Origin of the sequence: Pseudomonas sp. CFBP13508, assembly GCF_005233515.1 — a bacterium.
Taxonomy (GTDB): Bacteria; Pseudomonadota; Gammaproteobacteria; order Pseudomonadales; family Pseudomonadaceae; genus Aquipseudomonas; species Aquipseudomonas mercuritolerans.
Genome location: NZ_QFZZ01000007.1, coordinates 191,241 through 212,579 on the forward strand (window position 1 = coordinate 191,241; position 21,339 = coordinate 212,579).

Below are 21,339 nucleotides of genomic sequence, written 5' to 3' on the forward strand. Positions count from 1 at the left end.
TCGCCTGCTCTTGATCTTGATCCACCGGCGACGTCGGAAGGCTGAGTGGAGGGATTGATCCGGGCGTGGGAGCGCAGCGACCGTTCGACGAAGTCGAACACAGCGGAAGGAGGTGCAGCGAAGCAAACCGTAGCCGCTGCGCCCGGATCAGTCCCGGAGCGAAGGAACCCGAGCCTGCGAGGGCCGAACGCAGGAGCAAGCGTTTTGGGTTACCTTTTTGGCGTTTGAAAAAGGTGACTCGCCGTAAGGGCGAAACCGTAATCAGCAACACCCGCAGAAACGGATATACACCCAAACCCCCAACACCCTGGTCGGCCCAAAGGCCGCCAAGGTGCCACCAACGGAAACACCCAGTTGCACCAAGTAAAACTCCCTAATCCCTGCCCCAATCCACCCCACCCAAGCCCACCCCAAAAACCCCTCAACCCCGCCCATCCCCAAGGGTATAAATAAGTAACACCAAGCCCCACCCAAGCGCACAGAACAAGACCGGCGCACCATTTCAGTGCCCCAAATGCACCGCAAAAACCACCCGCAAACGGTCAAATGCGTCAAAAGTTATACGGATGCGACATTAAGGTACGTTCGTGCCACCGTTTAACGCCGCCGACCGCTCTGGATCTTGCATTGGGTATGGGGCCTGCATAAGTATCCGCAGGCACGACTCACGAGGTCGTACCTCACAACTAAAAAATGACAACAAATCATGAGGCCAACATGCTTAAACACGCGGTCATTCCGTTTCTAGTCGGCGCAGGCTTGTTAGCCTCCGCACCTTTCGCCACCGCTGCGACTAACCTGGTGTTCTGCTCCGAAGGGAGCCCGGCCGGTTTTGATCCAGGCCAGTACACCACCGGAACCGACTTCGACGCCTCAGCCGAAACCATGTTCAACCGCCTGACCCAGTTCGAGCGCGGCGGCACCGCCGTGATTCCTGGCCTGGCGACCAAGTGGGACATTTCCGATGATGGCCTGACCTACACCTTCCACCTGCGTGAAGGCGTCAAGTTCCACACCACCCCGTATTTCAAGCCGACTCGTGAATTCAACGCCGACGACGTGCTGTTTACGTTCAACCGCATGATCAACAAGGACGACCCGTTCCGTAAGGCCTACCCGACCGAATTCCCGTACTTCACCGACATGGGGATGGACACCAACATCACCAAGATCGATAAAGTCGACGACCACACCGTCAAGTTCACTCTGAAAGAAGTCGACGCCGCGTTCATCCAGAACATGGCCATGAGCTTCGCGTCCGTGCAGTCCGCCGAATACGCGGCCCAACTGCTCAAGGATGGCAAAGCCGCCGACATCAACCAGAAGCCGATCGGCACCGGCCCGTTCGTGTTCAAGAGCTACCAGAAAGACTCGAACATCCGTTACACCGGCAACAAGGATTACTGGAAGCCTGAAGACGTGAAGATCGACAACCTGATCTTCGCCATCACCACCGACCCGTCGGTGCGTATCCAGAAGCTGAAGAAGAACGAGTGCCAGGTCACCCTGTTCCCGCGTCCGGCCGATCTGAAAGCGCTGAAAGAAGACAAGTCGCTGAAGATGCCAGATCAGGCCGGCTTCAACCTGGGCTACATCGCTTACAACGTGATGGACAAGGTCAAGGGCAGCAACGAGGCCAACCCGCTGGCTGACCTGCGCGTGCGTCAGGCGCTGGACATGGCCGTGAACAAGCCGCAGATCATCGATTCGGTTTACCAGGGCGCCGGCCAACTGGCCGTCAACGCCATGCCGCCGACCCAGTGGTCCTACGACACCACCATCAAGGATGCCAAGTACGACCCTGAGAAAGCCAAACAGCTGCTCAAGGAAGCCGGCGTCAAGGAAGGTACCGAGATCGTCCTGTGGGCGATGCCGGTGCAGCGTCCGTACAACCCGAACGCCAAACTGATGGCTGAAATGCTCCAGTCCGACTGGGCCAAGATCGGCTTGAAAGTGAAGATCACCAGCTACGAGTGGGGCGAGTACATCAAGCGTTCCAAAGGTGGCGAGAACCAGGCCATGATCATTGGCTGGAGCGGTGACAATGGTGATCCGGACAACTGGCTCAACGTTCTGTTCGGCTGCGACTCGCTGAGCGGCAACAACTTCTCCAAGTGGTGCGACAAGAAGTTCGACGGCCTGGTGAAAGAAGCCAAACGCACTACCGACCAGGGCAAGCGCACCGAGCTGTACAAACAGGCGCAACACGTCCTCAAAGATGCAGTTCCAATGACACCTATCGCTCACTCGACGGTGTATCAACCCATGCGCGCCAACGTGCAGGACTTCAAGATCAGCCCATTTGGCCTGAATTCCTTCTACGGCGTCAGCGTCAGCAAGTAAGACATTGCAACGGCGGCGTTTCTGACGTCGCCGTTACTTTATCTACCGGGAAAAAAGGAAAAGGCCTACACCCAAATCCGCCGCAGATGATTGCTTCGGTATAGGCGCGTCGACTTTTCCTACGAGCATTAAGGCAATTACGTATTTACTGCCAGAGGCACGGTGCCTACCGTCGCGTACTGACCAGTGTCTGCGTGGGCCACCGGTTTTGCCGTACGTATTGGATTGAGCTCAATGCGACCAGAAAGTCCCGGGATAGGGACCCTGACGCATTGCACAACACTAAAAAGAGGGAGCGTCATGCGCCATACCTTGATTTTTTCCGCACTGTTGGGCGCCGGCCTGTTGGCCGCCACGTCTGCAAGCTACGCCGCCAGCGACAGCCTGGTGTTTTGCTCGGAAGGCAGCCCGGCGGGTTTCGATACCGCGCAGTACACGACGGCCACCGACAACGACGCCGCCGAGCCGCTGTACAACCGCCTCGTCGAGTTTGAAAAAGGCGCGACCAATGTCGTACCGGGCCTGGCGACCAAGTGGGACATTTCCGAAGATGGCCTGAAATACACCTTTCACCTGCGTGAAGGCGTGAAATTTCATACAACCCCTTACTTCAAGCCGAGCCGCGATTTCAACGCTGACGATGTCGTGTTCACGTTCACTCGCATGCTCGATGCGCAACAGCCGTTCCGCAAGGCCTATCCCACCGAGTTTCCGTACTTCAACGGGATGAGCCTGAACAAGAACATCGCCAAGGTCGAGAAGACCGGGCCGCTGACCGTGGAGTTCACGCTCAACAGCGTCGATGCCGCGTTCATCCAGAACATCGCGATGAGCTTCGCTTCGATTCTGTCTGCCGAATACGCCGACAAGCTGCTGGCCGACGGCAAGCCGAGCGACATCAACCAGAAGCCGATCGGCACCGGGCCGTTCGTATTCAAGAGCTACCAGAAAGACTCGAACATCCGCTATACCGGCAACCCGCAGTACTGGGATCCGAGCCGGGTCAAGCTGAAGAACCTGATTTTTGCGATCAACACCGACGCTTCGGTACGCGTGCAGAAGCTCAAGGCCAACGAGTGCCAGATCACCCTGCACCCGCGCCCCGCCGATGTTGAAGCACTGAAGGCCGACCCGAAACTGCAACTGATTTCCAAGCCGGGCTTCAACCTCGGCTACATCGCCTACAACGTGCGCCACAAGCCGTTCGATCAACTCGAAGTGCGTCAGGCACTGGACATGGCGGTGAATAAACAGGGAATTCTCAACGCTGTTTATCAAGGCGCCGGCCAACTGGCCGTCAACGCCATGCCACCGACCCAGTGGTCCTACGACGACACGATCAAGGACGCCGCCTACAACCCGGAAAAAGCCAAGGAACTGCTCAAGGCTGCCGGGGTGAAAGAAGGCACCGAGATCACCCTGTGGGCAATGCCGGTGCAGCGGCCGTACAACCCGAACGCCAAGCTGATGGCCGAAATGCTCCAGTCCGACTGGGCCAAGATCGGTCTGAAAGTGAAGATCGTCAGCTACGAATGGGGCGAGTACATCAAGCGCACCAAGAACGGCGAGCACGACGTCAGCCTGATCGGCTGGACCGGTGACAACGGGGACCCGGACAACTGGCTGGGCACGCTGTACAGCTGTGACGCCATCGGCGGCAACAACTATTCGATGTGGTGCGACCCGGCGTACGACAAGCTGATCAAACAGGCCAAGGTCGTCACCGACCGCGACCAGCGCACCGAGCTTTATAAACAGGCCCAGCAATTGCTTAAACAGCAAGTGCCGATCACGCCTGTCGCCCACTCGACGGTCAACCAGCCGTTAAGCACCCGGGTCGACGGGTTCAAAGTCAGCCCGTTCGGCCGCAACGTGTTCTCGGGTGTCAGTATCGATTAAACCAACCGATTAGCCGCAATGCTGAGGGGAGCCGTCTACTCCCCTCACGCAAGCGCTTTGCCGAAATTCGCCAATCCGGCTTTTTGCAAACGTTTGCGATGTGTGAACGAGTTCTAAACCAATAACCGGCATACCAAAAAAAGCCGGGATAAAAAGAAAGTAAAGGAGCTTCACCCATGAAACTGAGCAGCACCGCGATACTGGCCCTGGCCATCAGCAGCATCACCGCCACGGCTTATGCGGAAACCCAGAGCCAGGCGTTCACCCCGGTGACCGTCAACACCAAAAGCGCCCAAGCTGAGGCCACCGGCTTTCTGGAAGGTCAGTCGATTACTGGATCGACGCGTAACTGGTACGCCAACGAAGAACTCAAGCGTGGCGCCAAATTCCGCTATAAACATAACGACACGCTGCAAACCACTGATCGCCGCATCAACTGGGTACAGGGGACCATCATCAAGTACAACTCCGGGTTCACCGAAGGTACTGTCGGTATCAGCACCGAAGTTGCGCTGTACAACGCCATTGCGCTGGAGCGTGATCGCAAAAACCTTGCATCCGGCAACGGCGGCGCTCCGGAAGCCGGTCTCGAGCGCCCAGGCAACAACCGTACACTGACCCGTAACGGCGGTGACGCTGAAGGCCAATGGAGCAAACTGGGCTTGGCTAACGTCAAGGCTCGGGTTTCCAATACCACCCTGACCGCTGGCCGCCAGAACTTCAGCAGCCCGATGGTTGACGTGATCGGCAACCGTCCCCTGCCTTCGAGCTTTCAAGGCGTCAGTCTGCACAGTGAAGAGCTGGAAAACCTGACCTTCGACATCGCGACGTTCGATCAGAACTCGCCGCGTACAGAAGAAAGCCAGCGCAAGTTCCGTTCCGAATACGCTGATTCGATCATTGAAATTGATCACGTCAACACCGCTGGTATTTCCTATCAGCCGTTTGCCAGCCTGAAAACCAGCTTGTGGGCCACTCAAGCTGAAGACATGTGGAAACAGTACTACTTCGGCGCCACCCACGAACTGGGCGACAGCCAGATTCTGAGCCTGACCACCGGCCTGAACTACTACAAGACCGTGGATGAAGGTAAAGCCAAGCTGGGTGACATCGACAACGATACGTACTCGCTGTCCCTGGGTCTGACTCACCAGGCCCATAGCCTGACGTTCTCGTACCAGGAAATTAACGGCAACGAGTACTTCGACTACCTGCACGAAACCAACGGTATCTACCTGGCCAACTCCCTGCTCTCGGACTTCAACGGCCCGAACGAGAAATCCTTCCAAGTCGCTTACGGTCTGAACATGGCTGAATATGGCGTGCCTGGCTTGAAGTTCAACGTCTACAGCGCTCGTGGTTGGGGGATCGACGGTACCCACTATAAAGGCGGCGCTTATGACAGCGTGCTGGCGATGGACGGCGAACACCACTACGAATACGGAATCGGTGCTGCTTACGCGGTTCAAAGTGGTCCGCTCAAAGCCACGGCCATCCGCGCCACCTACACTGCGCACCGTGCCAGTGATAATCAGCTGGATGGCAGCATCAACGAGTTCCGTCTCGTAACCACCATCCCGTTCAACATTCTGTAAAAACGCCAGCCGACGGCTGACTCATGATGAGTCGGCCGTTCGGCTTTTTGTCTTCAACCGATTGCAGAGGGTTATCGATGAAAATGCTTCCCCTACGTGCGGCCATCGCGGCTGCGTTGCTGAGTGTCGCTGTCGGCGCCTCGGCCAAACCCTTGGTGGTCTGCACCGAAGCCAGCCCGGAAGGCTTCGATATGGTCCAGTACACAACTGCAGTCACGGCGGACGCTGTGGCCGAAACCATCTTCAATCGCCTGGCCGATTTCAAGCCCGGCACCACCGAAGTGATCCCGGCGCTCGCCGAGTCCTGGGACATCAGCGAAGACGGCCTGACCTACACGTTCCACCTGCGCAAAGGCGTCAAGTTTCACACCACCGAATATTTCAAGCCGACCCGCGACATGAACGCCGACGACGTGGTCTGGAGCTTCCAGCGTCAGCTGGACCCGAATCACCCGTGGCACAAACTGTCGAGCGTGGGCTTCCCGTACTTTGAAAGCATGGGCTTCAAGGAATTGCTCAAAAGCGTAGAAAAAGTCGACGACAACACAGTCAAGTTCACCCTGACCCGCCGCGAAGCGCCGTTCCTGGCCGACATCGCCATGGCCTTCTCGTCGATCTACCCGGCCGAATACGCCGACCAGTTGCTCAAGGCCAACAAGACTGGCGATCTGAACAACAAGCCGATCGGTACCGGCCCGTTCATCTTCCAGCGTTACGCCAAGGATGCGCAGGTGCGCTTCAAGGCCAACCCGGATTACTTCCGTGGCAAGCCGCCGGCCGACGCTTTGATTCTGGCGATCGCCACCGACAACAACGTGCGCCTGCAAAAGCTCAAGGCCAACGAGTGCCAGGTCGCGCTGTATCCGAAACCGGATGATATCCCGAGCATCAAGAAAGACAGCAAGCTGAAAGTCGACGAGCTGGACGCGATGACCGTTTCATACATCGCCATGAACACCCAGCACAAGTACATGAGCGACGTGCGCGTGCGCAAAGCCATCGACATCGCGTTCGACAAGGAAGCCTACGTCAACGCACTGTTCGGCAAGGGTAACGCGTCGGTGGCGGTCAACCCGTACCCGCCGACCCTGCTCGGCTACAACCATGATCTGAAGAACCCGCCGCGCGACCTCGACGCAGCGCGCAAGCTGCTCAAGGAAGCCGGGGTTCCGGAAGGCACCACCTTCACCCTGTTCACCCGTAACGGCGGCGGTCCGACCAACCCCAACCCGATGCTCGGCGCGCAGATGATGCAGGCTGACCTGGCGAAAGTCGGGATCAAGATCGACATCCGCGTGATGGAATGGGGCGAGATGCTCAAGCGCGCCAAGGCCGGCGAGCACGACATGGTCTCGGCCGGATGGGCGGGCGACAACGGCGACCCGGATAACTTCCTGACGCCTATGCTCAGTTGCGAGGCCGCCAAGAACGGCGAAAACTACGCACGCTGGTGCAACGAGAAATTCCAGGCACTGCTGGATGAAGCACGGGCTAAAGTAGATCCGGCCGAACGCGCCGCGCTCTACGAACAGGCCCAAGTGCTGTTTAATCAGGACCAGCCATGGATCAGCATGGCCCATACTCGGATGTTCACTGCAATGCGCAACAATGTAGAGGGCTACCACATCAGCCCTCTCACCACTAATAACTTCGCCACCACCCAGGTGAAGTAGATAAGAAACGCCCGGCGTCCCTTACCTGAGGGACGCCGGACACGCCTAACCGGCTGATGAGGTACCACACAAGATGTTTAGTTTTATTGCCCGCCGACTGGGGTTGTTGATCCCCACGTTTTTCGGCATCACCTTGCTGACTTTCGCGTTGATTCGCATGATTCCGGGCGACCCCGTGGAAGTGATGATGGGCGAACGTCGGGTCGACCCCGAAATGCACGCTCAGGCAATGGAACGCCTGGGGCTGAACAAGCCGCTGTATGCCCAGTACCTGGACTACATCGGCAAACTGGCCCAGGGCGATCTCGGTGAGTCGTTGCGTACCCGTGAAAGCGTGTGGACCGAGTTCACCTCTCTTTTCCCGGCGACCCTGGAACTGTCCATGGCCGCCCTGCTGTTCGCTGGCATCCTCGGGCTTCTGGCCGGGGTGATCGCGGCACTCAAACGAGGATCGCTGTTCGACCACGGGGTGATGGGCATCTCCCTCGCGGGCTATTCGATGCCGATCTTCTGGTGGGGCCTGATCCTGATCATGTTCTTCTCGGTGAGCCTGGGCTGGACCCCGGTCTCCGGGCGCATCGACCTGCTGTATGACATCGAGCCGAAAACCGGCTTCATGCTGATCGACACGCTGCTGGCCGATGACGTCGGCGCGTTCTTCGACGCCCTGCATCACCTGATCCTGCCGGCCATTGTGCTCGGCACCATTCCGCTGGCGGTGATCGCGCGGATGACCCGTTCGTCGATGCTCGAAGTGCTGCGCGAAGACTACATCCGCACCGCCAAGGCCAAAGGCCTGTCGCCGTCGCGCGTGGTCTTCGTGCACGGTCTGCGCAATGCGCTGATTCCGGTGCTGACCGTAGTCGGCCTGCAAGTCGGCACGCTGCTGGCCGGTGCGGTCCTGACCGAAACCATCTTTTCCTGGCCCGGCATCGGTAAATGGCTGATCGAAGCCATCGGCGCCCGGGACTATCCGGTGGTGCAAAACGGCATCCTGTTAATCGCCTGCCTGGTGATTCTGGTCAACTTCGTGGTGGACATCCTCTACGGCTTTGCCAACCCACGCATCCGTCATCAGCGCTGAGGTCAATACCCATGAGCACTCCAACATCCTCAGTAGCCACCGCCACGTCCGCCGTGGATCAAAGCCTGCTGTACCCGTCGCCGTACAAAGAATTCTGGCAAGCGTTCTCGAAGAACAAGGGCGCCGTTGCCGGCCTGCTGTTCATGCTGCTGATCATCTTCTGCGCGATCTTCGCGCCGTGGGTCGCGCCGCATAACCCGAGCGAGCAATACCGTGACTTCCTGCTGACGCCGCCGGCGTGGCTCGAAGGCGGGCAGATGCAGTTCCTGCTCGGCACCGATGAACTCGGCCGTGACCTGCTGTCGCGTCTGATCCAGGGTTCGCGCCTGTCGCTGCTGATCGGCTTGTCGTCAGTGGTGATGTCGTTGATTCCGGGGATCCTGCTGGGACTGTTCGCCGGTTTCTTCCCGAAAGTGGTCGGCCCGACCATCATGCGTCTGATGGACATCATGCTGGCCCTGCCATCGCTGCTGCTGGCCGTGGCGATCGTCGCCATCCTCGGCCCTGGCCTGATCAACACCGTGATCGCGATTGCTGTGGTTTCCCTGCCGTCCTACGTGCGTCTGACCCGTGCCGCCGTCATGGGCGAACTGAACCGCGACTACGTCACCGCCGCGCGTCTGGCCGGTGCCGGTCTGCCGCGCCTGATGTTCATCACCGTGCTGCCCAACTGCATGGCGCCGCTGATCGTGCAGGCGACCCTGAGCTTCTCCTCGGCGATTCTCGATGCCGCTGCACTGGGCTTCCTCGGCCTCGGCGTACAACCACCAACCCCTGAGTGGGGCACCATGCTGGCCTCGGCCCGCGACTACATCGAACGCGCCTGGTGGGTGGTAAGTCTGCCTGGTCTGACCATTTTGCTCAGCGTGCTGGCAATCAACTTGATGGGCGACGGCCTGCGCGATGCGCTGGACCCGAAACTCAAGAACGCCGCCTGAGGAGATTCAAATGTCACTGCTAGAAATCAAGAATCTCAACGTCCGCTTCGGCGACAAGACCGCGACCCCGGTGGTCGACGGCCTCGACCTGAAAGTCGACAAAGGCGAAGTATTGGCCATCGTTGGCGAGTCGGGTTCGGGTAAATCCGTGACCATGATGGCGCTGATGGGCCTGATCGAGCATCCCGGCATCGTCACCGCCGACTCGCTCAGCTTCGACGGCAAGGACATGCTCAAGCTGAGCAATCGTCAGCGTCGGCAGATCGTCGGCAAAGACCTGTCGATGGTCTTCCAGGACCCGATGACCGCGCTGAACCCGAGCTACACCGTCGGTTTCCAGATCGAGGAAGTGCTGCGCTTGCACCTGAAAATGTCCGGCAAGCAAGCGCGCAAGCGTGCCATCGAACTGCTGGAAAAAGTCGAAATCCCGGGCGCCGCCAGCCGCATGGACGCCTACCCGCATCAACTGTCTGGCGGTATGAGCCAGCGTGTCGCGATCGCCATGGCGATTGCCGGCGAGCCGAAACTGTTGATCGCCGACGAACCGACCACCGCGCTGGACGTGACGATTCAGGCGCAGATCATGGATCTGCTGCTGGCGTTGCAGAAAGAGCAGAACATGGGCCTGGTGCTGATCACTCACGACCTCGCGGTCGTGGCGGAAACGGCCCAGCGCGTCTGCGTGATGTACGCCGGCCAGGCCGTTGAAGTCGGTCAGGTGCCGCAACTGTTCGACATCCCGGCGCACCCGTACAGCGAAGCGCTGCTCAAGGCGATTCCCGAGCACAGCCTCGGCGCCTCACGCCTGTCGACCCTGCCGGGCATCGTTCCGGGCCGCTACGACCGTCCGCAGGGTTGCCTGCTGTCGCCGCGCTGCCCGTACGTGCAGGACAACTGCCGCACCCAACGTCCGGGCCTTGATCCGAAAGCCAACAGCCTCGCCCGCTGCTTCTACCCGCTGAACCAGGAGGTGGCGTAATGGCCGTCGTACTTACCGCCCGCGACCTGACCCGTCACTACGAAGTCTCGCGTGGCCTGTTCAAGGGCCACGCCACCGTGCGCGCGCTCAACGGCGTGTCGTTCGAACTGGAAGCCGGCAAGACCCTCGCCGTAGTAGGCGAGTCGGGCTGCGGCAAATCCACCCTCGCCCGCGCCCTGACGCTGATCGAAGAACCATCTTCGGGCTCGCTGCAGATCGCCGGCCAGGAAGTTGCCGGCGCCGACAAGGCCGAGCGCAAGCAACTGCGCAAAGACGTGCAGATGGTGTTTCAGAGCCCGTATGCGTCGTTGAACCCACGGCAGAAAATCGGTGATCAACTGGCCGAGCCGCTGTTGATCAACACCAAGCTGTCAGCCGCCGAACGTCGCGAGAAAGTCCAGGCGATGATGAAGCAGGTCGGCTTGCGCCCCGAGCACTATCAGCGCTATCCGCACATGTTCTCCGGTGGCCAGCGCCAGCGTATCGCGCTGGCGCGGGCAATGATGCTGCAACCGAAAGTGCTGGTCGCGGACGAACCGACTTCGGCGCTGGACGTGTCGATTCAGGCCCAGGTGCTCAACCTGTTCATGGATTTGCAGCAGGAGTTCAACACAGCCTACGTGTTCATCTCGCACAACCTCGCGGTGGTGCAGCACGTGGCCGATGACGTGATGGTGATGTACCTCGGCCGCCCGGTGGAACTGGGTCCGAAGAACGACATCTACGAACGCCCGCTGCATCCGTACACCCAGGCCCTGCTGTCGGCGACCCCGACCATTCATCCGGACCCGAACAAGCCGAAAATCAAAATCGTCGGCGAACTGCCCAACCCGCTGAACCCGCCTTCAGGCTGTGCTTTCCACAAACGCTGCCCGTATGCGACCGAGCGTTGCAGCACGGAAGAGCCGCTGTTGCGTGAACTGGATAACCGGCAAGTGGCCTGCCACTACGCCGAGCAGTTTCTCGACGGCGCGGCGTAAGGCCACGGAATATCCATGTGGGAGCGAGCCTGCTCGCGAATGCGGTGTAACAGTCACCAACATTGTCGACTGAAATGACGCTTTCGCGAGCAGGCTCGCTCCCACAGGGAGTTCGTGTTGATTCAAGAATTCATGCGATAACAAAACCCCCTCCACCTCGATTGCGCATCAGTCGAGGCCGAAGGGGTTTTTGTTTGGCCGGCGATCTATGTCTGGCTATCGCCTTCATCATCCGGGTCATCGGTATCCGGATCGTCCGTGGTCGAGTCGTCGTCATCGGCGCTGCCACCCTGCCCCAGATCACCCGGTTCCGACTCGGACTTGGCGAGCATCAGCCCGCTATGCCCGACCTGCCCATTGAACGCCTGAGATTCGTGATCCTCGCACTCGGCCCACGCCGTTGCGGTGCCGAGGGACAGCATCACCATCACTTTCAACAACATCAAAATCCGTAGCAATCTGCTTTTCATGGCCCACTCCATCCTGTTGCGCTAAGACATGCTTGCCGGACTGGCTCCGTGTGAAATCTAGTTGCGATCCGACCGGCTCACCACTTAGGACGCGACCGCGCAGGCAGAAATGCCATCGACCACCAGATTGCTTTCGAATAACCCCGATAACCGAAACAGCTAAGCGCCGCGCGTGGCCTGCCAGGTCAACGGAATGGAGATCAACACCAGCAGCGCACTCATCAGCCAGACACTGTGCCCGCCAAACTGGCCGTAGAGCTGACCGCTGAGCACCGGTGACAACAACGCACTGGCGCTCCAGCTCATGAAGAACAGCCCGAAGTACTGACCGCTCTTGCCGCTCTGCGCAAACTGCATCGCCAGTACATTCAACGGGGGCATGAACAAGGCCTCGCCCAGCGTCCAGATCAGCGTCGACAGACAGACAAAAGCCAAGCCGGAACCGTACGGCAACATCCCCAATCCGCAGGCCAACAGCATACTGCCGACGAGCATTTGCCAACGCGAGCCCCAGCGTTCGACAGAGTGCGACAGCGGGATTTGCAAAGCGATCACCAACAGCGCATTGAGCCCGAACTGCCAGCCGATCGCTTCGGTGCTCAGGTGGTAGTAATCACGCAGATAATTGCCCAGCGTGCTGTAGACCGTGTCGAATGCAATGCCGAGCACGGCCGTCGCCGCCAGCAGCCAGAGGAACGGCTTGTCGCGATACGGCACGCTTGAGCCATCGGCGGATTCGTCTTCAACCACCAGCACCGACCGCCGCCACGTCGTGCGCACGAACCAGAGCAACGCCAGCATCGTCATTGCCGCACTGACAAAAAACACCCAACGAAAATCCGCCTGCGCCAACACTCCGCCCGCCACCCCGGCAGCGGCCATGCCCAGATTACGCGCCACCCGGCTCAGCGCTTGCGCACGGGAACGTTGCGCGACTTCGCAATACTCCATGATCAGCCGCTGATGCAACGTCCGAATCGCCCCATCGATGACACCGCTGAGCAACAACAAAGCGGCCAGCCACGGCACCTGCGTCACCAGCCCCAACAGCATCAGCACCCACACCGAAACGAAAAACAGCACCGCCGTCAGCCGCGCCGTGCGCACATGATCACTGAGCCAACCACCGAGCATCGAACCGCCCAGCAACCCCGCGCCATAGGCCGAGAGCAACCAGCCGACGGTTTCAATCGCCAGGCCCAATTCCTGACGCAGGTACAGCGCCATGAACAGCTTGACCATGGCGCTGAGGCGGTTGATGAACAACAGCGCCGCGAGGACCCAGGCCATGGGGGTGAAATAGCCGTTGGGGCGCAGGAGTTGGGTCAGTCCTTTGAGCATGTAACGTCCGATGGGCACGAGGGTTTGCTGAACAGTAGACGGGTTGGATTGGAATGTCGTGGGGGTGAGGTCAGCCGAAGTAAAAACAGAGTATGGCTACGACGTAGAGGGAAAACGCCTTACGGAAAAATCGCCGCGCCCGGATTCAACTTGATTTTTCACGCGGCGTTAAAGACCAAAAGCCCCTCACCCTAACCCTCTCCCGGAGGGAGAGGGGACTGACCGTGGTGATTGGGCGAGGTACGCCGACCTGCAATACCAAGTCGAATGCAGATTTTGAACAACCAACAGATCGGCTCCCTCTCCCTCGGGAGAGGGCTGGGGTGAGGGGCAGCAACAATGCAAATCAAAAGCCGAAAACCCACGCTTTTCACCACTCAATAGGCCGAGTGTCAGCTCGCCTGCTCTTGATCTTGATCCACCGGCGACGTCGGAAGGCTGAGCGGAGGGATTGATCCGGGTGTGGGAGCGCAGCGACCGTTTGACGAAGTCGAACACAGCGGAAGGAGGTGCAGCGAAGCAAACCGGAGCCGCTGCGCCCGGATCAGTCCCGGAGCGAAGGAACCCGAGCCTGCGAGGGCCGAACGCAGGAGCTAGCGTTTTTTGCTTACTTTTTTTGGCGCTTGTAAAAAAGTAAGTCGCCGTCAGGCGAAACCGTCAGCAGCCGCTACCGAAGCAACGGATATTCACCCAAAACGAAAAGCAAAGAAAAACCCCCAAGGCATTCACCTTGGGGGCTTTCAGAAAAACAACTCAAACCTTAATGATGCTCCCGCGTCGCGCGGAATTTCACATCCGGCCAGCGCTCTTCCATCAATGCCAGATTCACCCGCGTCGGCGCCAGGTAAGTCAGGTGACCACCGCCATCCAGCGCGAGGTTCTCCACCGCCTTGTTGGAGAATTCCTCAAGCTTCTTCTTGTCGTCACACTCGATCCAGCGCGCCGAATACACGGTGATCGGCTCATACGAGCACTCGACCTTGTATTCCTCTTTCAAGCGGCTGGCGACCACATCGAACTGCAGCACACCGACGGCGCCGAGAATGATGTCGTTGCTGCGCTCGGGGAAGAACACCTGCGTCGCGCCCTCTTCCGCCAACTGCTGCAAGCCCTGACGCAACTGCTTGGATTTCAGCGGATCACGCAGACGCACGCGACGGAACAGTTCCGGGGCGAAGTGCGGGATGCCGGTGAAACCGAGGACTTCGCCTTCGCTGAAGGTGTCGCCGATCTGGATCGTGCCGTGGTTGTGCAGACCGATGATGTCGCCGGCGTAGGCCTCTTCCAGTTGCTCACGCTCGGAGGAGAAGAACGTCAGGGCGTCGCCGATGCGCACGTCCTTGCCGGTACGCACGTGGCGCATCTTCATGCCTTTTTCGTACTTGCCCGAGCAGATACGCATGAAGGCAATGCGGTCGCGGTGTTTCGGGTCCATGTTCGCCTGGATCTTGAAGATGAAGCCCGAGAACTTCTCTTCCACCGGCTCGACAGTACGCTCGTTGGCCACACGGGCCAGCGGACGCGGCGCCCAATCGACGACAGCATCGAGCACGTGGTCGACACCAAAATTGCCCAGCGCCGTACCGAAGAACACCGGGGTCAGTTGGCCGTCGAGGAATTCCTGCTGGTTGAATTCGTGGCAGGCGCCCTGCACCAGTTCCAGCTGTTCGATAAAGCGCTCGTACTCATCGCCCAGGTGCGCGCGCGCCTCGTCGGAGTCGAGTTTCTCGATGATCTTGGTTTCGGTGCGTTCGTGACCGTGACCGGCGGTGTAGACAATGATGTAGTCGTCGGCCAGGTGATACACACCCTTGAAATCGCGGTAGCAACCGATCGGCCAGGTGATCGGCGCAGCCTTGATTTTCAGGACGGCTTCGATTTCGTCGAGCAGTTCGATCGGGTCGCGGATATCACGGTCGAGTTTGTTGATGAAGCTGACGATCGGCGTGTCACGCAGACGGCAGACGTCCATCAGCGCAATGGTCCGTGGCTCTACACCCTTACCGCCGTCGAGCACCATCAAGGCCGAGTCCACCGCGGTCAGGGTGCGGTAGGTGTCTTCGGAGAAGTCTTCGTGGCCCGGGGTGTCGAGCAGGTTGATCATGTGTTCGCGATAGGGGAACTGCATGACCGACGTGGTAATGGAAATACCCCGCTGCTTCTCCATCTCCATCCAGTCGGATGTCGCATGGCGATCGGATTTACGGGATTTCACCGTACCGGCCACTGCAATCGCCTTGCCCATCAACAGGAGCTTTTCGGTGATCGTGGTTTTACCGGCATCGGGGTGGGAAATAATGGCGAAAGTGCGGCGTTTCGCGACTTCGGCGGCCTGTTGGGTCATGGGAAATCGCCTGGCGGTGATTCAAAAAAGGGCCGCGATTATAGCCCAACTCGCTGCAATAACCGAACCGTTGAGCACATTAAGGGTGGCCAAATGCTGCCGCAGATGGGAACCTTTTAAAGCACGGAGACGTCCATCCCCTGTTACGAACTTTCGTCAGGGGCTGAAAAATCAGCAAGTTAGCCTGACGAGGCTGCGCTCATGGCTCGCTTTCGCACCGCTTGGCCGGTGCTGGAAAACGGCTACTTTTCGCGAACGCTGACTCCGGCAGCCAGGAATGGCTTGCCACGCGGAGCAGCGCTCGCCGACTACAAAAAAAGGAGTCCGCCTGTGGCTATCCGCTATGGCAAAGGGCTGATGGGAGGTGCGGTGGTGATCGCGCTCCTGGCCCTGCTGGTCCACTGGATCGGCATCAACACGATCGAACACTACCGCGACGATTTGTTGTTTTACCTGCAAGCTCATCTGATTCTCGTCCTCGCTTCCATGCTGGCCGCCCTTGTCGTGGGCATCCCCGCCGGTATCTTCCTCAGCCGCCCGAGCATGGTCGGCCGCGCCGAACGCTTCATGCAGATCTTCAATATCGGCAACACCGTGCCACCGCTGGCCGTGCTCGCGATTGCGCTGGGCATCCTCGGCATCGGCAGTGGGCCGGCGATTTTCGCCCTGTTCCTCGCCTCGCTGTTGCCGATCGTGCGCAACACCTATGAAGGCCTGAAAAATGTCCAGGGCTCGCTGAAGGAAGCCGCTGTCGGCATCGGCATGACCCCGCGCCAAGTGTTGTGGAAAGTCGAATTGCCCAACGCCGTGCCGATTATCGTCGGTGGTGTGCGTGTCGCGCTGGCAATCAACGTCGGCACCGCGCCGCTGGCGTTCCTGATCGGCGCCAACAGCCTCGGCAGCCTGATCTTCCCCGGCATCGCCCTGAACAATCAGCCGCAACTGTTGCTCGGCGCCGCGTGCACCGCGCTGTTGGCGCTGTTGCTCGATGGCGTGGTCACCCTCGCCAGCCGTCTTTGGCTGGAACGCGGTCTGCGCCCGTCTTAAGGCTTTGCGAAGGAATATTTATGAAACGACTTAGCTTGATCTTAGGCTGCGTCCTGCTGTTCGCAGGAATCGCGCAAGCCGCTGAAAAACCGGTCATCCGCCTCGGCGCCCGGGTCTTCACAGAGCAGACCCTGCTCGCCGAAATCACCGCGCAATACCTGCGCAGCAAAGGCTATGACGCGCAGATCACCGGCGGTCTGGGCAGCAACCTCGCGCGCAGCGCCCACGAAAGTGGCCAATTGGACCTGCTCTGGGAATACACCGGCGTGTCGCTGGTGGCCTACAACCATGTCACCGAGAAACTCGACAGCGCGCAGTCCTACGCCCGGGTCAAAGAACTCGACGCGAAAAAAGGCCTGGTCTGGCTGACGCCGTCGAAATTCAGCAACACCTACGCCCTCGCTTTGCCGAAAAAAGTCGCCGAGCAATACCCGCAGATCGGCAATATCAGCCAGCTCAACGAAGTGCTGCGCGCCGAGGCCAAGACCAACCACCTGGTGGCGCTGGATACCGAGTTCGCCAACCGCTCCGACGGTCTCGACGGCATGGTCAAGCTCTACGACATGAACCTGACCCGCAAGAACATCCGGCAGATGGACGCCGGCCTGGTCTACACCGCGCTGCGTAACGGTCAGGTATTTGCCGGTCTGGTCTACACCACCGATGGCCGCCTCAATGCCTTCGGCCTGAAATTGCTGGAAGACGACAAGCATTACTTCCCCGACTACACCGCCGCTCCCGTGGTGCGTCAGGCCACGCTGGACGCCAACCCGAAACTGGCCGAACAACTTAAGCCGCTGGCCGAACTGTTCGACGACGAAACCATGCGCCAACTCAACGCGCGGGTCGATGTCGACCACGAAAGCCCATCGTCCGTTGCCGCCGATTTCCTGCGCCAGCACCCATTGAATTAAGAGAGGAGAAGTCATGGAATTCCTGAACGCCTTTTCCCATCTCGACTGGCAGCAGGTGATGCACCTGACCTGGCAGCACATTACCCTGGTCGGCATCGCCGTGACCCTGGCGATCGTCATCGGCGTGCCACTGGGCATCCTGATGACGCGCTTCCCCACCCTCGCCGGCCCGCTGCAAGCCAGCGCCACGGTGCTGCTGACCGTGCCGTCGATTGCCCTGTTCGGTCTGCTGCTGCCGTTCTACTCCAAGTTCGGCCAGGGCCTCGGGCCACTGCCAGCGATCACTGCCGTGTTCCTTTATTCACTGCTGCCGATCATGCGCAACACCTACCTCGCCCTGACCGGCGTCGAGCCGGGCATCCGCGAAGCTGCGCGCGGCATCGGCATGACCTTCGGCCAGCGCCTGCGCATGGTTGAACTGCCGATCGCGGTGCCGGTGATTCTTGCTGGCGTGCGCACCGCCGTGGTGATGAACATCGGCGTAATGACCATCGCCGCGACCATCGGCGCCGGCGGCCTCGGTGTGTTGATCCTCGCCTCCATCAGCCGCAGTGACATGTCGATGCTTATCGTCGGCGCGCTGCTGGTCAGTCTTCTGGCGATTTTCGCCGACCTGTTTCTCCAATGGCTGCAACGCTCGTTGACTCCAAAAGGACTCCTCAAATGATCGAACTTCAAAACCTCAGCAAAACTTTCCAAAGCAACGGCAAAGATGTCAAAGCCGTGGACTCGGTAAGCCTGACCGTCAATGAAGGCGAGATCTGCGTGTTCCTCGGGCCATCGGGTTGCGGCAAAAGCACCACGCTGAAAATGATCAACCGCCTGATCAAACCGACCTCGGGCAAGATCCTCATCAACGGCGAAGACACCACCGACCTGGACGAAGTGACGCTGCGCCGCAACATCGGCTATGTGATCCAGCAGATCGGTCTGTTCCCGAACATGACCATCGAAGAGAACATCGTCGTCGTGCCGAAACTGCTCGGCTGGGACAAACAGAAATGCCACGACCGCGCCCGCGAACTGATGAGCATGATCAAGCTCGAGCCCAAGCAGTATCTGCATCGCTACCCGCGTGAATTGTCCGGTGGTCAGCAACAGCGTATCGGCGTGATTCGTGCGCTTGCGGCTGACGCCCCGCTGCTGTTGATGGACGAACCGTTTGGCGCGGTCGACCCGATCAACCGCGAGATGATCCAGAACGAATTCTTCGAGATGCAGCGCGCGCTGAACAAGACCGTGATCATGGTCAGCCACGACATCGACGAAGCGATCAAGCTGGGCGACAAGATCGCCATTTTCCGCGCCGGCAAGCTGCTGCAGATCGACCACCCGGACACCCTGCTGGCGCATCCGGCGGATGACTTCGTCAGCAACTTCGTCGGCCAGGACAGCACGCTCAAACGCCTGCTGTTGGTGAAGGCCGAAGACGCGGCGGACAACGCGCCGTCGGTCAGCCCGGAAACCCCGGTGGCCGATGCGCTGGAGTTGATGGACGAGCATGACCGTCGCTACGTGGTGGTCACCTGCGCCGAGAACAAGGCGCTGGGTTACGTGCGCCGTCGCGACCTGCATCGCCAGACCGGCACCTGCGCGCAATTCCTCCGTGAGTTCAACGCCACCGCAGCGTACGACGAGCACCTGCGCATCCTGTTGTCGCGCATGTACGAGTTCAACCGCGCCTGGCTGCCGGTGATGGATGCCGAACGGGTGTTCTTGGGCGAGGTGACGCAGGAATCGATCGCGGCGTACCTGAGCTCGGGACGTTCGCGGGGGATGAAGACCAGTATCGTCTCGCCGGCTGAAACCGTCGTCGCCTAAAAATACAGACCCTGTGGGAGCGAGCTTGCTCGCGAAAGCGAAATATCAGTCAACAACGATGTCGACTGTGAAAATGCCTTCGCGAGCAAGCTCGCTCCCACAGGATCTGCGTGATTATGTTGATCTCGCAGGGTGACAAAGAATCTCAACAGCCTCTCCTGCAAGAGCGTCGTCAATCCAGCTTCTTCAAGATCCAAATCCCCCTTCAACACCCTCTCTCGACGCCAACGTCGCCGATGTTGCCGCTATCACACTTACCCGCGATCTAGCTGCCAAAAGCCCCGAACGTGCAGATATGTTTAACACCTGAAAATTCGCCGGGAACATCTGCCCGTCATCTCGGTCGGGTAGAAGAAGTGATGAACGCGACGCACGTCAGAAGCGTGCAAAAACGCGACATTTTTAGTTGATCTCGCGCCCCTCACGCCCTAAAGTTCGCGCCGAACGTCCATGCTGGAAACGATCCATCCGGCTCAAGTACTGACGACGAGACAGCAAGGCCAAGGGATAGCTGCACATCTCTGGGCCTTTTTGCTTTCGGCGACATGCCTTGGGAAGTAGGCGAACCAAAGTGGGGATACGGAGGGCGTTCATGCACCCATTGTTTTTACGAGTTTGCCCATAGGAGCACCCAGCATGTCGATCCAGGTCGAAGACTATTTCGCGCGCGCTACATTCGACAAAATGAAGGCGTTCGCCGACAAACAGGAAACCCCGTTCGTGGTGATCGACACCGCGATGATCGCCCAGGCCTACGATGACCTGCGCGCCGGTTTCGAATTCGCCAAGGTCTACTACGCGGTCAAGGCCAACCCGGCCGTCGAGATCATCGACCTGCTCAAAGACAAGGGCTCGAGCTTCGACATCGCCTCGATCTACGAGCTGGACAAGGTCATGGATCGCGGCGTCAGCCCGGACCGTATCAGCTACGGCAACACCATCAAGAAATCCAAGGACATCCGCTACTTCTATGAGAAGGGCGTGCGTCTGTTCTCCACCGACTCCGAAGCCGACCTGCGCAACATCGCCAAGGCTGCACCGGGTTCGAAAGTCTATGTGCGCATCCTCACTGAAGGTTCGACCACCGCTGACTGGCCACTGTCGCGCAAGTTCGGCTGCCAGACCGACATGGCCATGGACCTGCTGATCCTCGCCCGCGACCTCGGCCTGGTGCCGTACGGCATCTCGTTCCACGTCGGCTCGCAACAGCGCGATATCAGTGTCTGGGACGCGGCGATCGCCAAGGTCAAAGTGATCTTCGAACGCCTGAAAGAAGAAGACGGCATCCACCTCAAGCTGATCAACATGGGCGGCGGCTTCCCGGCCAACTACATCACCCGCACCAACAGCCTGGAAACCTACGCCGAAGAGATCATTCGCTTCCTCAAGGAAGACTTCGGTGATGACCTGCCGGAAATCATCCTCGAGCCGGGCCGTTCGCTGATCGCCAACGCCGGTATTCTGGTCAGCGAAGTGGTGCTGGTTGCGCGCAAATCGCGCACCGCTGTCGAGCGTTGGGTTTACACCGATGTGGGCAAGTTCTCCGGCCTGATCGAAACCATGGACGAAGCGATCAAGTTCCCGATCTGGACCGAGAAGAAAGGCGAGATGGAAGAAGTCGTGATCGCCGGCCCGACCTGCGACAGCGCCGACATCATGTATGAGAACTACAAATACGGGTTGCCGCTGAACCTGGCGATTGGTGATCGTCTGTACTGGCTGTCGACCGGTGCGTACACCACCAGTTACAGCGCGGTTGAGTTCAATGGGTTTCCGCCGTTGAAGTCGTTTTACGTTTAAGCGCTGAATCGGTAATGCAAAAAGCCCATGATGTGTCATGGGCTTTTTTGTGTCTGGCTTTGAGATTGGTGGTGTGCTTTCGATCTATCCCCCTCACCCCAGCCCTCTCCC

At 59.3% G+C, this 21,339-nt stretch carries 16 protein-coding genes and 1 pseudogene; 13 read left to right on the top strand and 4 right to left on the bottom strand.

Annotated elements, in window-relative coordinates; all coding sequences use genetic code 11:
* Window positions 1-717 precede the first annotated feature (717 nt).
* The 8 genes from PspCFBP13508_RS20235 to PspCFBP13508_RS20270 all read left to right on the top strand — a co-directional run bounded on the left by PspCFBP13508_RS20235 (window position 718) and on the right by PspCFBP13508_RS20270 (window position 11,491).
* Complete coding sequence (locus PspCFBP13508_RS20235; protein ID WP_016771716.1) at window positions 718-2,343, top strand: ABC transporter substrate-binding protein; 1,626 nt, start codon at window positions 718-720, stop codon at window positions 2,341-2,343.
* Between the two features lie 300 nt (window positions 2,344-2,643).
* Window positions 2,644-4,242, top strand: coding sequence for an ABC transporter substrate-binding protein (locus tag PspCFBP13508_RS20240; RefSeq protein WP_137215513.1), 1,599 nt, complete (start codon window positions 2,644-2,646; stop codon window positions 4,240-4,242).
* Window positions 4,243-4,418: 176 nt separating this feature from the next.
* Window positions 4,419-5,837: an OprD family porin gene (locus PspCFBP13508_RS20245; protein WP_041477955.1), complete on the top strand. Its 1,419-nt coding sequence runs from the start codon at window positions 4,419-4,421 to the stop codon at window positions 5,835-5,837.
* Window positions 5,838-5,914: 77 nt separating this feature from the next.
* Window positions 5,915-7,510, top strand: coding sequence for an ABC transporter substrate-binding protein (locus PspCFBP13508_RS20250; protein ID WP_130910323.1), 1,596 nt, complete (start codon window positions 5,915-5,917; stop codon window positions 7,508-7,510).
* A 73-nt stretch (window positions 7,511-7,583) separates the two neighbouring features.
* Complete coding sequence (locus PspCFBP13508_RS20255) at window positions 7,584-8,594, top strand: ABC transporter permease subunit (protein WP_016771720.1); 1,011 nt, start codon at window positions 7,584-7,586, stop codon at window positions 8,592-8,594.
* An 11-nt stretch (window positions 8,595-8,605) separates the two neighbouring features.
* Window positions 8,606-9,532 carry an ABC transporter permease subunit gene (locus PspCFBP13508_RS20260; RefSeq protein ID WP_016771721.1) on the top strand — a complete coding sequence of 309 codons (927 nt, stop codon included), beginning with the start codon at window positions 8,606-8,608 and terminating at the stop codon, window positions 9,530-9,532.
* Between the two features lie 10 nt (window positions 9,533-9,542).
* A complete protein-coding gene (locus PspCFBP13508_RS20265) occupies window positions 9,543-10,511 on the top strand; it encodes an ABC transporter ATP-binding protein (RefSeq protein ID WP_016771722.1) in 969 nt (322 codons plus the stop codon).
* Complete coding sequence (locus PspCFBP13508_RS20270; protein ID WP_130910324.1) at window positions 10,511-11,491, top strand: peptide ABC transporter ATP-binding protein; 981 nt, start codon at window positions 10,511-10,513, stop codon at window positions 11,489-11,491. The genes PspCFBP13508_RS20265 and PspCFBP13508_RS20270 overlap by 1 nt, the downstream gene beginning before the upstream one ends.
* Window positions 11,492-11,509: 18 nt before the next feature.
* Here PspCFBP13508_RS20270 and PspCFBP13508_RS27830 read toward each other — a convergent pair.
* The 4 genes and pseudogenes from PspCFBP13508_RS27830 to PspCFBP13508_RS20290 all read right to left on the bottom strand — a co-directional run.
* Window positions 11,510-11,635 (bottom strand): annotated as a pseudogene (locus tag PspCFBP13508_RS27830) (metal ABC transporter ATP-binding protein); the annotation flags it as partial.
* 62 nt (window positions 11,636-11,697) lie between these two features.
* Window positions 11,698-11,961, bottom strand: a complete 264-nt coding sequence (locus PspCFBP13508_RS20280) for a hypothetical protein (RefSeq protein WP_137215514.1) — start codon at window positions 11,959-11,961, stop codon at window positions 11,698-11,700.
* A gap of 159 nt (window positions 11,962-12,120) precedes the next feature.
* Entirely contained in the window at window positions 12,121-13,302 is a 1,182-nt protein-coding gene (locus PspCFBP13508_RS20285; protein WP_137215573.1) for an MFS transporter, read from the bottom strand.
* 760 nt (window positions 13,303-14,062) lie between these two features.
* The gene (locus PspCFBP13508_RS20290; protein WP_016771727.1) at window positions 14,063-15,646 is read right to left on the bottom strand and encodes a peptide chain release factor 3; all 1,584 of its coding nucleotides are present in this window, start codon (window positions 15,644-15,646) and stop codon (window positions 14,063-14,065) included.
* 357 nt (window positions 15,647-16,003) lie between these two features.
* Here PspCFBP13508_RS20290 and PspCFBP13508_RS20295 point away from each other — a divergent pair, with 357 nt between their 5' ends.
* The 5 genes from PspCFBP13508_RS20295 (at window position 16,004) to PspCFBP13508_RS20320 (ending at window position 21,228) form a co-directional block, all read left to right on the top strand.
* Window positions 16,004-16,693: an ABC transporter permease gene (locus PspCFBP13508_RS20295; protein WP_166554532.1), complete on the top strand. Its 690-nt coding sequence runs from the start codon at window positions 16,004-16,006 to the stop codon at window positions 16,691-16,693.
* Between the two features lie 20 nt (window positions 16,694-16,713).
* Window positions 16,714-17,607, top strand: a complete 894-nt coding sequence (locus PspCFBP13508_RS20300) for a glycine betaine ABC transporter substrate-binding protein (protein WP_016771730.1) — start codon at window positions 16,714-16,716, stop codon at window positions 17,605-17,607.
* Between the two features lie 13 nt (window positions 17,608-17,620).
* The gene (locus PspCFBP13508_RS20305; RefSeq protein ID WP_039759484.1) at window positions 17,621-18,274 is read left to right on the top strand and encodes an ABC transporter permease; all 654 of its coding nucleotides are present in this window, start codon (window positions 17,621-17,623) and stop codon (window positions 18,272-18,274) included.
* Window positions 18,271-19,428, top strand: coding sequence for an ABC transporter ATP-binding protein (locus tag PspCFBP13508_RS20310; RefSeq protein WP_016771732.1), 1,158 nt, complete (start codon window positions 18,271-18,273; stop codon window positions 19,426-19,428). The genes PspCFBP13508_RS20305 and PspCFBP13508_RS20310 overlap by 4 nt, the downstream gene beginning before the upstream one ends.
* A 636-nt stretch (window positions 19,429-20,064) precedes the next feature.
* Window positions 20,065-21,228, top strand: coding sequence for a type III PLP-dependent enzyme (locus tag PspCFBP13508_RS20320; RefSeq protein ID WP_016771733.1), 1,164 nt, complete (start codon window positions 20,065-20,067; stop codon window positions 21,226-21,228).
* Window positions 21,229-21,339 lie beyond the last annotated feature (111 nt).